The organism is Nesterenkonia sp. K-15-9-6 (assembly GCF_052656005.1).
This window is the reverse complement of record NZ_JBQYEY010000026.1, coordinates 14,136-26,783: the sequence shown is the minus strand read 5'-3', so window position 1 is coordinate 26,783 and position 12,648 is coordinate 14,136. Positions and strand designations below refer to the sequence as shown.

The 12,648-nt window shown below is 68.6% G+C and carries 7 protein-coding genes; 6 read left to right on the top strand and 1 reads right to left on the bottom strand.

All coding sequences use genetic code 11. The features are described 5' to 3' along the window. Positions 1 to 125: 125 nt before the first annotated feature. The 6 genes from araB to mmsB all read left to right on the top strand — a co-directional run bounded on the left by araB (position 126) and on the right by mmsB (position 8,244). On the top strand, positions 126 to 1,850 hold the full coding sequence (araB, locus tag SD455_RS13795; protein ID WP_311023862.1) for a ribulokinase: 1,725 nt from the start codon (positions 126 to 128) through the stop codon (positions 1,848 to 1,850). Further along, entirely contained in the window at positions 1,847 to 2,584 is a 738-nt protein-coding gene (locus SD455_RS13790; RefSeq protein WP_070161726.1) for an L-ribulose-5-phosphate 4-epimerase, read from the top strand. The genes araB and SD455_RS13790 overlap by 4 nt, the downstream gene beginning before the upstream one ends. A gap of 61 nt (positions 2,585 to 2,645) precedes the next feature. After that, entirely contained in the window at positions 2,646 to 4,154 is a 1,509-nt protein-coding gene (gene araA / locus SD455_RS13785; protein WP_070161724.1) for an L-arabinose isomerase, read from the top strand. A 71-nt stretch (positions 4,155 to 4,225) separates the two neighbouring features. Continuing rightward, on the top strand, positions 4,226 to 5,380 hold the full coding sequence (gene chvE, locus SD455_RS13780) for a multiple monosaccharide ABC transporter substrate-binding protein (RefSeq protein ID WP_085437120.1): 1,155 nt from the start codon (positions 4,226 to 4,228) through the stop codon (positions 5,378 to 5,380). Positions 5,381 to 5,506: 126 nt separating this feature from the next. After that, entirely contained in the window at positions 5,507 to 7,066 is a 1,560-nt protein-coding gene (gene mmsA / locus SD455_RS13775) for a multiple monosaccharide ABC transporter ATP-binding protein (protein WP_070161722.1), read from the top strand. Then, the gene (mmsB, locus tag SD455_RS13770; RefSeq protein ID WP_311023869.1) at positions 7,063 to 8,244 is read left to right on the top strand and encodes a multiple monosaccharide ABC transporter permease; all 1,182 of its coding nucleotides are present in this window, start codon (positions 7,063 to 7,065) and stop codon (positions 8,242 to 8,244) included. The genes mmsA and mmsB overlap by 4 nt, the downstream gene beginning before the upstream one ends. 43 nt (positions 8,245 to 8,287) lie before the next feature. On the opposite strand, the gene hrpA is transcribed toward mmsB, so the two are convergent. Beyond that, on the bottom strand, positions 8,288 to 12,436 hold the full coding sequence (gene hrpA, locus SD455_RS13765) for an ATP-dependent RNA helicase HrpA (protein ID WP_445508463.1): 4,149 nt from the start codon (positions 12,434 to 12,436) through the stop codon (positions 8,288 to 8,290). Between the last annotated feature and the right edge of the window lie 212 nt (positions 12,437 to 12,648).

Genomic DNA, 12,648 nt, shown 5'->3' with positions numbered 1-12,648 from the left:
TAACATCGTCGTGTCCGGCGTCACCCGCCTCGAGACGCCGTCTCGGGTGGCCGATGCGCCCTCCGCGGAGGGGCCGGACGTCCTGACCTCACCCGCCCACCTGATCCTGAAGGAGCGCACACTCGATGACCTCTCCCGACTCCGTGGTGATCGGCGTCGACTTCGGCACCCTCTCCGGCCGCGCCCTCGTGGTGCGCGTCGCCGATGGCGCTGAGCTCGGCACCGCCGTCCATGAGTACCGTCATGCGGTGATGGACTCCGCCCTGACCGCCCACCAGGGCGAGCCGCTGCCTCCGGACTGGGCGCTGCAGAACCCTGCCGACTACGTCGACGTGCTCAAGGACGCGGTGCCGGCCGCACTGCGCGCCGCCGGCGTGTCCGCTGAGCAGGTGATCGGGATCGGCACCGACTTCACGGCCTGCACCATGGTGCCCACCACGGCTGACGGTACGCCGCTGAATGAGGTCCCCGAGTTCGCGGGACGGCCCCACGCCTACGCGAAGCTGTGGAAGCACCACGCCGCACAGGGTCAGGCCGACCGCATCAACGACCTCGCCCATTCCCGTGGCGAATCGTGGATCAGCCGCTACGGAGGCTTCATCTCCTCCGAGTGGGAGTTCGCCAAGGGCCTGCAGATCCTCGAGGAGGATCCGGAGGTCTACGCCGCCGTCGACCGCTGGGTGGAGGCCGCCGACTGGATCGTCTGGCAGCTGACCGGACGCTACGTGCGCAACGCCTGCACCGCCGGCTACAAGGGCATCCGCCAGGACGGGCAGTATCCGTCGAAGGACTTCCTCGCCGCGCTCAATCCGGAGTTCGCCGACTTCGTGGAGACCAAGCTGGACCACCAGATCGGCCAGCTGGGTGACCGGGCGGGAGGCCTCAGCGCGCAGGCCGCCGCCTGGACCGGACTGCCGGAGGGCATCGCGGTGGCCGTGGGCAATGTGGACGCCCATGTCACGGCTCCTGCCGCCGACGCGGTCGAGTCCGGTCAGATGGTGGCCATCATGGGTACCTCCACCTGTCATGTGATGAACGCGGACGTCCTGGCTGAGGTGCCGGGCATGTGTGGAGTCGTCGACGGCGGCATCCTCGCCGGCGCCTGGGGATACGAGGCCGGCCAATCCGGCGTGGGAGACATCTTCGCCTGGTACGTGGCCAACCAGGTGCCCGGTGAGTACGCAGAGGAGGCCGAGTCCCGCGGACTGAGCCTGCACGAGCTGCTCACAGAGAAGGCCGAGGTCCAGCCCGTGGGGGCCCACGGGCTGGTGGCGCTGGACTGGCACTCCGGCAACCGATCGGTCCTGGTCGACCATGAGCTCTCCGGGATGGTGGTCGGTCTGACCCTGACTAGTCGGCCTGAGGACGTCTACCGCGCGCTGCTGGAGTCGACGGCCTTCGGCACCCGCACCATCATCGAAGCCTTCGACGCCTCCGGGGTGCCGGTGCGGGAGCTCGTCGTCGCCGGAGGGCTGCTGAAGAACCGCTTCCTCATGCAGCTCTACTCGGACATCACCCGTCTGCCGATCTCCACGATCACCTCGGAGCAGGGGCCGGCCCTCGGATCGGCCATCCATGCCGCGGTGGCGGCGGGCGCCTATGCGGACGTGCGGGCGGCGGCTCCCATCATGGGAGGGCGCATCAAGGAGGCCTACACACCGGACCCGGCGGCCGCGGCCGCCTACGACGCCCTGTTCGCGGAGTACAAGGCCCTGCATGACCACTTCGGACGCGGCGGCGATGACATCATGCGACGCCTGAAGCGCATCCGCCGTGAGGCCCATGCGGGGGTCCGTGCCGAGCCCGCGCCGGGGGACCAGCAGACGACGACCCAGGAGGTGTCGGCATGATCCGGCTCGCCGAGCAGAGCGTCCGAGTCCAGGAGGCCGTGGCGCGTGCGCGGGAGCGGGTCGCCGCGCTGCACGCGGAGCTGCCCCGCAACGAGCTGGTGGTCTGGACCGCCGGCAATGTCTCAGAGCGCGTCGTGCTGCCTGACGCGGCGGAAGGCGCGCCCGAACTGTTCGTCATCAAGCCCTCGGGGGTCTCCTACGATGACCTCTCCGCCGACACCATGGTCGTCTGCACCCTGGACGGGGAGAAGATCGACGACGGCACCGCCGACGCGCTGCGCCCCTCGTCCGACACGGCCGCCCACGCCTACGTGTACCGGCACATGCCGGAGGTCGGAGGGGTCGTCCACACGCACTCCACCTTCGCCACCGCCTGGGCGGCGCGCTCCGAACCGATCCCGTGCGTGCTCACCATGATGGCCGACGAGTTCGGCGGGGACATCCCGGTGGGTCCGTTCGCGCTCATCGGCGACGACTCTATCGGCCGGGGCATCGTCGAGACGCTGCGCGAGTCCCGCTCGCCGGCGGTGCTGATGGCCCAGCACGGACCCTTCACGGTGGGGCGGAACGCCCGCGCCGCGGTGAAGGCCGCCGTGATGTGCGAGGAGGTGGCCCGCACGGTCCACTTCGCCCGGGCCCACGGGGAGCCGCCCCGCATCGACCAGGCGCAGATCGACTCCCTCTACGACCGCTACCAGAACGTCTACGGGCAGGCCTCAGGGTCCTCCCGCTGAGTCGGCAGGACCCGTACCCGCCGCCTGACCACGCCTTCACACCATCAGGAGAACCCCACCCATGACCTCACCCTTCACCGGCAAGACGATCTGGTTCCTCACCGGATCCCAGGACCTCTATGGGGACGAGACGCTGCGCCAGGTCGCTGAGCAGTCCCAGCGCGTGGCCTCCACCCTCGACGCCGCCGACGACATCCCCGTCACCATCGAGTGGAAGCCGGTCCTCAAGGAACGCGACGCCATCCGCCGGGCGGCACTGGAGGCGAACTCTGACCCGGACTGTCTGGGGGTGATCGTCTGGATGCACACCTTCTCGCCCGCGAAGATGTGGATCCAGGGCCTCGACGCTCTGGACGTGCCGCTGCTGCACCTCCACACGCAGGCCGACGCCGCGCTGCCCTGGTCCGAGATCGACATGGACTTCATGAACCTCAACCAGGCGGCCCACGGGGACCGCGAGTTCGCCTACATCGCCAGCCGCATGGGCACGGCGCGCAAGACGGTGGTCGGCCACGCCTCGGGCACCCGCGTGGCCCGGCGCATCGGCACCTGGGCACGCGCCGCCGCCGGATGGGACGCCCTGCGGAATCTGCGACTGGCCCGCTTCGGGGACAACATGCGCAACGTCGCCGTGACTGAGGGGGACAAGACGGAGGCCGAGATCAGGCTGGGCGTCTCGGTGAACACCTGGGCCGTCAACGACCTCGTCGAGAGGGTGGAGTCGGTCTCCCCGGCTGAGGTGGACGCGCTGCTGGCGGAGTACGACGAGCGCTACGACGTCGCTGCGGAGCTCCGTGCCTCCGGTGAGCGCCGCGAGTCGCTGGCCTACGCCGCGCGACAGGAGATCGGTATGCGCTCCTTCCTCGAGGAAGGCGGCTTCGGCGCCTTCACCACGAACTTCGAGGACCTCGGGGGTCTGCGACAGCTGCCGGGCCTGGCCGTCCAGCGGCTGATGGCCTCCGGCTACGGATTCGGCGCCGAAGGCGACTGGAAGACAGCGCTGCTGGTGCGCGCCGCCAAGGTCATGGGCCACGGCCTGCCCGGAGGAGCCTCCCTCATGGAGGACTACACCTATGAGATGACGCCGGGGAAGGAGAAGATCCTCGGGGCCCACATGCTGGAGATCTGCCCGAGCCTGACCTCCGCGACACCTCGGGTGGAGGTCCATCCGCTGGGCATCGGTGACCGCGAGGATCCGGTGCGGATGGTCTTCGACACCGACCCTGGACAGGGCGTGGTGGTGGCCATGGCGGATCTGCGCGAACGATTCCGGCTCACCGCCAACGTGGTGGACGTCGTCGAGCCGGACGAGGAGCTGCCGAACCTGCCGGTGGCGCGCGCGGTCTGGGAGCCCCGCCCGGACTTCGCCACCTCGGCGGAGTGCTGGCTCACCGCCGGTGCGGCCCACCATACGGTGCTCTCCACGGCTCTGGGTCTGGAGGCCTTCGAGGACCTGGCGGAGATCGCGCAGATGGAGCTGGCCGTCATCGATGAGAGCGTGACCACCCGCGGATTCGCGCAGGAGCTGCGGTGGAACGCGGCATACCACCGGCTGGCTCAGGGACTGTGATAGACAACACCTAGGACGATCCAGGTCCGACACTCACACCGGCTCCCATCAGGGCCACGAATGGAGGAGACATGCGTTCCACTGCGACGACCATCCTGGGGGCGGGAGCTGCACTCGCCCTGCTGCTCACCGCCTGTGAGGGCGAGGGCGCCGGAGGCGGCGGAGGCGGGGGAGATGCCGACGCCGCACCGGAGGACATGACGGTGGGTGTGGCGATGCCCACCCAGACCTATGAGCGGTGGCTGCAGGACGGGGGCAACATCGAAGAGGGGCTGGAGGACCTCGGCTACACCGTCGACCTCCAGTACGCCGACGACGACATCCCCACGCAGTCCCAGCAGATCGATCAGATGATCACCCAGGAGGTCGACGCCCTGATCGTCGCCTCGATCGACGGCTCCGCACTGACCAGTCAGCTCGACGCCGCCGCGGCGGCAGGAATCCCCGTGATCGCCTATGACCGGCTGCTGACCAACTCCGAGGACGTGGACTTCTACGTCACGTTCGACAACTACGAGGTCGGCGTCAACCAGGCCCGGTCCCTTCTCTACGGGCTCGGCATCCTGGATGAGAACTTCGACGAGGCCGATGATGCGCCCGAGGGCCCGTTGAACATCGAGCTGTTCGCCGGCTCGCTGGACGACAGCAACTCCCACCACTTCTGGCAGGGCGCGATCGACACGCTCGAGCCCTATCTGGAGGACGGCACGCTGGAGATCCCCTCCGGTCAGGACACGATCCAGCAGGCCGCCACGCAGCGGTGGGAGCAGGAGACGGCCCAGGAGCGCATGGAGAACCTGCTGACCACCCACTACAGCGGAGACACCGAGCTGGACGGCGTGCTCGCCCCGGCCGACCCGCTCTCCCGGGGGATCATCACGGCGCTGCGCAATGACGGCCAGGGTCCCACCATCGAGGAGGGCATGCCCATCGTGACGGGCCAGGACGCCGAGATCGCCTCGATCTCCCTGATCGAACAGGGCATCCAGCACTCCACGATCTTCAAGGACACCCGCCTGCTGGCCGAGGAGGCCGTCCGAGCCGCCGAGGCCTACCTCCAGGGGGAGGAGCCGGAGCCCAACGACACCGAGACCTACGACAACGGCGAGATCGTCGTGCCCTCGTACCTCCTCGACGTCGAGATGGTGCTCCAGGACAACTACGAGGAGATCCTGGTGGACTCCGGCTACTACACCGAGGAGCAGGTCGAGTCCGGCCAGCTCTGATCCGGTGAGGTCCCGGCCAGGAGTCTGGGTCCTGGTCGGGACGTCGTCGTCGCAGGGCACCGTCCGGGGCTGCGTCCCCGGACGGACCTGCCGGGGACGATTCCGATGGGGCAGAGAGGGAGACCAATGACAGTACGGACCCATGTGGAGGATCCCATCCTCCAGATGCGCTCGATCACGAAGCGATTCCCCGGAGTCGTGGCGCTCTCGGATGTGTCGCTGACCGTCCAGCGCGGGGAGATCCACGCCATCTGCGGGGAGAACGGCGCGGGGAAGTCCACCCTCATGAAGGTGCTCTCCGGGGTGTACCCGGCGGGGAGCTATGACGGCGAGATCCTCCTGGAGGGGGAGCCGGTCTCCTTCAGCGGGATCAATGATTCTGAGGCTCGGGGCATCGTGATCATCCACCAGGAGCTGGCCCTCGTGCCGCATCTCTCGGTGGCGGAGAACATCTTCCTCGGCAATGAGCAGTCCACCGCCGGGGTGATCAACTGGCACGAGACCAACGTGAAGGCTGTGGAGCTCATGGAGCGGGTCGGCCTCAGGGAGAACCCGGTGACACCGGTGGGAACCCTCGGGGTCGGCAAGCAGCAGCTCATCGAGATCGCCAAGGCGTTGTCGAAGAACGTGCGACTGCTGATCCTCGACGAGCCGACCGCCGCGCTGAACGATGACGACTCCGAGCACCTGCTGGGGCTCATCCGGGACCTCCGCGAGGAAGGGGTCACCTGCATCATCATCTCTCACAAGCTCGGCGAGATCGCCGCCGTCGCGGACTCCACCACGGTGATCCGGGACGGCAGCACCATCGAGACCCTCGACATGCACGACGGCTCCACTCCTGAGCAGACCACCGCGCGGATCATCCGCGGCATGGTCGGCCGGGACATGGAACACATGTACCCGGAGCGGGAGGTGGAGATCGGCGAGGAGATCTTCCGGATCGAGGACTGGCACGTCACCCACCCCACCCAGCCGGATCGCGTCGTCGTCGACGGCGCGTCCCTCTATGTCCGGGCCGGAGAGGTCGTGGGCATCGCCGGGCTGATGGGAGCCGGGCGGACGGAGCTCGCGATGAGCGTCTTCGGACGGTCCTGGGGCCGGGAGATCACCGGCACCGTGTCCATGCACGGGAAGCCGGTGCAGATCCGTGACGTCTCCGACGCGATCGAGCACGGCATCGCCTACGTCAGCGAGGACCGCAAACAGTATGGTCTCAACCTGATCGAGGACGTCCGGCGCAATGTCACCGCCGCGGGCCTGAAGAAGCTGGCTCCGGCCGGCTGGGTGAACGCCAACGAGGAGATCGCCGTCGCCGAGCGGTATCGCAGCTCGTTGAACATCAAGTCCCCCTCCGTGCTCTCCGTCGTGGAGAAGCTCTCCGGGGGCAATCAGCAGAAGGTGGTGCTCAGCAAATGGCTCTACACCGAGCCGGAGCTGCTCATCCTCGATGAGCCCACCCGAGGCATCGACGTCGGCGCGAAGTTCGAGATCTACTCGATCATCAACGAGCTCGCCGCGGCAGGCAAGGCGATCCTGGTGATCTCCTCCGAGCTGCCCGAGGTCCTCGGACTCTGCGACCGCATCTACACGCTCTCCGTGGGACGCATCACCGGCGAGGTGGATGCCGCGGAGGCCACCCAGGAAGGGCTGATGGAACTCATGACCAAGGAGACCGACCGATGACGGGCACGTCGAACCTGCGGGAGCTGCTGACCCGCAACATGCGCCAGAGCGGCATCTACATCGCCTTCGTGTTCATCGTGCTGCTGTTCACGGTCCTCACCGGAGGCACTCTGCTGAGCCCAGGCAATCTGACCAACCTGGTGCTGCAGTACTCCTACATCCTGATCCTGGCGATCGGCATGGTGATGATCATCGTCGCCGGCCACATCGACCTCTCCGTAGGGTCGGTGGTCGCGTTCACCGGCGCGGTCTCGGCGGTGGTCGTGATCCGAGAAGGCATGCCCTGGTGGGTGGGCGTCCTCGCCGCCCTGATCACCGGGGCGCTCGTGGGCGTCTGGCAGGGCTTCTGGGTGGCGGTGGTCGGGATTCCGGCGTTCATCGTCACGCTGGCCGGCATGCTGATCTTCCGCGGCCTGACCATGCAGACGCTGGACAACGTCTCGCTGTCCCCGTTCCCCTCGGAGTATCAGTACATCGCCGGCGGGTTCCTCAACGGGCTGCTCGGCGGCCCCGGCTATGACGTCTTCACCCTGGTCATCGGTGCTCTGGCGGCGGTGGGCTTCGCCTGGTCCCAGTGGCGGAATCGGATGCGCAAGCTGGAGTACCGGCAGCCCGTGGAGGCCCTGTGGCTCTTCGCTGTGCGGGTGCTGCTGGTGGCGGCCATCATCATGGCCTTCGCCTGGCGCCTTGCGAACGCCCGGGGGACGCCGGTCGTGCTGATCCTGCTCGCCGCGCTGGTGCTGCTCTACGGGTTCGTCACCCAGCGCACCGTCTTCGGCCGGCACATCTATGCGATGGGCGGCAACCTGCAGGCCGCCAAGCTCTCCGGTGTGAAGACCCGCCGGGTGAACTTCCTGCTGTTCATCAACATGGGTCTGCTGGCTGCGGTGGCCGGGATCGTCTACTCCGCTCGCTCCAACAGCGCCCAACCCGGTGCCGGCTTCATGTTCGAGCTCGACGCGATCGCTGCAGCCTTCATCGGCGGCGCCGCCGTCACAGGAGGCGTCGGCAAGGTGCAGGGCGCCATCATCGGTGGTCTGATCATGGCGGTGATGTCCAACGGCATGCAGATCATGGGCATCGATCAGTCCACGCAGAACGTGGTGCGTGGTGTGGTGCTGGTGCTCGCGGTGGCCTTCGACGTCTGGAACAAGAAGCGGGCCACTGCCGACCGCTGAGCACCGCCGTCGCGCTGAGGAATGCCGCGCAGGGCGGCATTCCTCAGCGCGCCCCCCGAGCGATGGCCCGGCGGATGCGTTTGGCGGAGACGGTCTGGGCCGTGCCCAGCTGCTGGGCGAAGAGGTTCACACGCAGCTCTTCCAGCATCCACTTCACCGCGGCCAGGTCGGCGGGCACCGGAAGCTGCGAGGGCACGGCCTCCACGGCGGCGTCGTATTCGTCCTCCAGCTGCTGGACTGTGGCCATGTCCTGGGCGTCCCGGGTGATCGCCTGACCGGCTTCGAGCCGATCCAAGCGCAGTGCCATGGCACGCAGGTAGCGGGGCAGGTGCCGCAGCTGGGCGGCCCCGGTGCCGGTGACGAATCCGGGGTGCACCAGCACCTCCACCTGTGCCTGCATGTCGCTCACAGCGGGCTTCAGGGCCGGAGAGGTCGCTGCGTCCAGGCGGGCCTGCAGCTCGGCGGCGGCACCGAGCACCTGGGCGATGACGTCGGTGAGCTCCAGCACCGTCTCGATCAGCTCGGCCCGGGCGTGACGAGAGATCCGGTCGAAGGCCTCTGCGGTGAACGGCAGCTCCTCGGGGACCAGATGGTCCAGGGCCGCCGTCGTGCAGTCGGCCACCAGGGACTCCACGGTCCCGTGGGGCGAGCGGCCGAAGGCCAGCCGTTCCCGATTGCTCAGGTGCTCGACGACGTAGCGCTGGGGAGAGGGCAGCACCTCCTGCAGCAGGGCGACCACGCCGTGTCGGTGGATGCGCAGCTGATCGGCGGCAGAGTCCTGAATCGTGCAGCGGACCCCCCGGCGACCGGGCTCCTCAGCGGTCAGGGCGGGATAGCCGGTGACCTCGCGCCCTGCCACCTGTCGGGTGATCTCACGAGGGAGGTCGCCGAAGGTCCAGGTGGTCTGCTCGCGCTGCGTGGGCACCGGGGAGGCAGACTGCCTCGTGTCGGCCCGCCCACGGGGTCGAGGGCCTCCCGAGGGCGTGTTCTTCGGCCCGTGGCCTCTGTGGCCTCCGTGTCCAGCGGGGGAGCCGTCGGACGGGTGGGGAGCTTGAGCCCCTGCCGCCGTCGACGCCGTGGCGTCACCTGCTGCCAATGAACGAGCGATGGCCTCGCGGTTCTGCTCGGCGAAGCGCAGCTGCAGCTCTCCCAGGTCCTGCGAGGTGTCCAGCACTCTGCCGCGCTCGCTGACCACGGCGTAGGTGAAGCGAAGATGGGCGGGAAGCTGGTCGAGCCCGAGGTCCGAGGCCTCGACCCGGACCCCGCGGAGGCGCTGGAGCACTGCGGCCAGCGACGGCGCCAGCGGATCCTCGCCGGCGCTGAACTCCTCCTCGAGCCGCTGCCGGGCCTGGGCGGCGACGTCGGGTGCGGGTACGAAGTTCTTCCGCAGCTGTTTGGGCATGGAGCGGATCAGCTGGGTGATCAGCTCCGTCCGGAGGCCCGGGATCAGCCAGTCGAACTGCTCGGGCCGCAGCTGGTTGAGGAAGAGGACCGGCACCTTCACGGTGATGCCGTCGGCCGTGGTGCCGCGTGCGTCGTCGGTGAAGGTGGCGGGGTTGAACTCGTAGCGCAGCTCGAGGGGAAGGCCGTCGAGCTCCAGGTGCTCCGGGAACTCGTCGACGTCGACCTGCTCCGCGGTCTCGGCCAGGAGCCGGTCCTGGGGGAGGTCGAGGAGCTCGGGCGTCTCGTGGCGCTGGGTCTTCCACCAGGAGTCGAAGTGCCTCTGCGAGACCACGTCCTGCGGCAGGCGTTCGTCGAAGAAGGCGAAGAGCTCGTCGTCGGAGGCTCTGAGATCGCGCCGCCGGGTGCGGTTCTCCAGCTCCTCGATCTCCTGGAACCGCTGACGATTCCGCCGGTCGAAGTGGTGGCGGGTGGTCCAGTCGCCCTCGATGAGCGCATGCCGGATGAAGAGCTCGCGGCTGAGCTCCCGGTCGATGCGGCCGTAGAGCACCTGCCGGTCCGCGACCACGGGCACCCCGAACAGCGTGACCTTCTCGGTGGCGACGGCGGCGCCCTTCCTCGCCGACCAGCGCGGCTCTGAATGGCTGCGCGTGACCAGGTGCGGAGCCTGCTGCTCGATCCAGGCAGGATCGATGCGTGCGACCGTGCGGGCCCACAGCCGGGAGGTCTCCACCAGTTCGGCGGCCATCACCCAGTCGTGGTTCTTCTTGAACAGTCCCGACCCGGGGAAGACGGCGAAGCGGGTGCCCCGGGCGCCCTGGTAGTCACGGGTGCGCGGGTTGTACAGTCCGATGTGGCTCAGCAGACCGGACAGCAGGCTGCGGTGGACGATGTCGTGTCGGGCGGCGGGATCCACGGGCATCTGGCTGCGTCGACGGGGTCGGGCGATCGGGCCCAGGTCGGCCTGTCGGGCGAGATCGGCGAGCTGGACCACCAGGTCCTGCCATTCGCGCACGCGCAGGTAGTTGAGGTGCTCGCGGCGGCACATCTTCCGGAACTGATTGCCGGAGAGCTCCTGCTGCTGCTCGAGGAGGTGCCGCCACAGGTTCAGCAGGGCGGAGAAGTCCGAGGTGTCGTCCGCGAAGCGGCGATGCATCTCGTCGGCCTGCTGGCGGGTCTCCGCGGGCCGTTCGCGAGGGTCCTGGATCGACAGGGCGGCCACGAGCACAGTGACCTCCTCGAGGCAGCCGTGGCGCCCCGCCTCGACCATCATGCGTCCGAGCCGAGGGTCCACCGGCAGCTGGGCCAGGGCGCGTCCGACGTCGGTGATCGTGCCGCGGCGCGGCCCTCGCGAGGACCCGCCCGTGCCGGCGGCGTGGAGTGCTCCCAGCTCGGTCAGGAGGCGGACGGCGTCGTTGACGGCCTTCGCGTCGGGCTGCTCGACGAACGGGAAGTCCAGCAGCTCGTCCGGGGTGCGCGTGATCCCCATGGCGGACATCTGCAGCAGCACCGATGCGAGCGAGGTGCGCAGGATCTCGGGGTCGGTGAACTCCGGGCGGGATTCGAAGTCGTGCTGCGAATAGAGGCGGATGCAGATGCCGTCGCTGGTGCGGCCGCAGCGTCCTGCGCGCTGGTTCGCGCTGGCCTGCGAGATGGCTTCAATGGGCAGACGCTGCACCTTGGTGCGCGTGGAGTACCGGGAGATCCGCGCCGTGCCCGTGTCGACGACGTACTTGATGCCCGGCACCGTGAGCGAGGTCTCGGCGACGTTGGTGGCCAGGACGATGCGTCGTCGGCCTCCGGGGGTGAACACGCGTTTCTGCTCTGCCAGGGAGAGCCTGCCGAACAGCGGGAGGATCTCGGCGCCCGCCAGGCGACGGTCGCGGCGGACGACGTCGGCCAGCGCGTCGGCGGCGTCGCGGATCTCCCGTTCGCCGGGGAAGAAGATCAGGATGTCGCCGTCCGGCTCCTCGGCGAGCTCCTGCACGGCGTCCCCGACGGCGTCGATCATGTCGCGTTCCTCGGAGGAGCCTGCTCCGGCGGACGCATCGTCGAACTCGTCCTCGGACTCCGGGTCCTCGTCGTCGCGCAGGGGCCGGTATCGGACCTCCACCGGATAGGTGCGTCCGGAGACCTCGATGATGGGGACTGTCGGATGCTCCGGATCCGAGCTGAAGTGCGTGGCGAACCGTTCCGGGTCGATCGTCGCGGAGGTGATGATCACCTTCAGGTCCGGCCGCTTCGGCAGGATGGACTTCAGGTAGCCGAGGATGACGTCGATGGTGAGGCTGCGCTCGTGGGCCTCGTCGATGATGAGCGCAGAGTAGCGGCGCAGCAGCGGGTCGCGACGCAGCTCGGCGAGCAGGATGCCGTCCGTCATGAGCTTCACCGCGCTGGTCTCGGAGACCTCTGAGGTGAAGCGCACCTGGTAGCCGATGTCGGCGCCGATGCTGGTGTCCAGCTCGTCAGCGAGCCGTTCCGCCACGGTGCGAGCCGCGAGTCGGCGGGGCTGGGTGTGCCCGATGACTCCGCGGTGCTGCAGCCCCAGCTCCAGGCACATCTTGGGCAGCTGGGTGGTCTTCCCGGATCCGGTCTCACCGGCGACGACGATCACCTGATGTTCTCGCAACGCCTCCAGAAGCGTCTCCCGTTCCCCGGTGACGGGCAGGGCGGCGGGATAGTTGAGCTCCTCGACCGAGAACTGTCGGCGCTCGACGGCGGGACGGGGGCCCCTGCCCCGTGCGGAGGATCGCGAGGGGCGTCGTGAGGAGGTGCGCGTGGATTCAGGCATGACGACTCGAGTCTATCGAGTCTGATCGACCCGGACCGTCAGCGGTCGGCGCCTGCACAGGTCGGCGATCCTGCCATCCGTGGGAGCATATGTGCTGATCACTGGGTCGGTCTCGTGAGGGTCAGGGAGCGCAGGCTCGTTCCAGACTCTGGACGATCGACCTCCGTCGGAGCAGAGGAGGACCAGGATGCGCGGAACCGGGCGCAGAAACC

Excerpts from the sequence above, each read along its gene's own strand:
- araB (WP_311023862.1), top strand. The coding sequence starts at position 126 with ATGACCTCTCCCGACTCCGTGGTGATCGGCGTCGACTTCGGCACCCTC.
- araA (WP_070161724.1), top strand. The coding sequence starts at position 2,646 with ATGACCTCACCCTTCACCGGCAAGACGATCTGGTTCCTCACCGGATCC.
- mmsB (WP_311023869.1), top strand. The coding sequence starts at position 7,063 with ATGACGGGCACGTCGAACCTGCGGGAGCTGCTGACCCGCAACATGCGC.
- SD455_RS13790 (WP_070161726.1), top strand. The coding sequence starts at position 1,847 with ATGATCCGGCTCGCCGAGCAGAGCGTCCGAGTCCAGGAGGCCGTGGCG.
- chvE (WP_085437120.1), top strand. The coding sequence starts at position 4,226 with ATGCGTTCCACTGCGACGACCATCCTGGGGGCGGGAGCTGCACTCGCC.
- hrpA (WP_445508463.1), bottom strand. The coding sequence starts at position 12,436 with ATGCCTGAATCCACGCGCACCTCCTCACGACGCCCCTCGCGATCCTCC.
- mmsA (WP_070161722.1), top strand. The coding sequence starts at position 5,507 with ATGACAGTACGGACCCATGTGGAGGATCCCATCCTCCAGATGCGCTCG.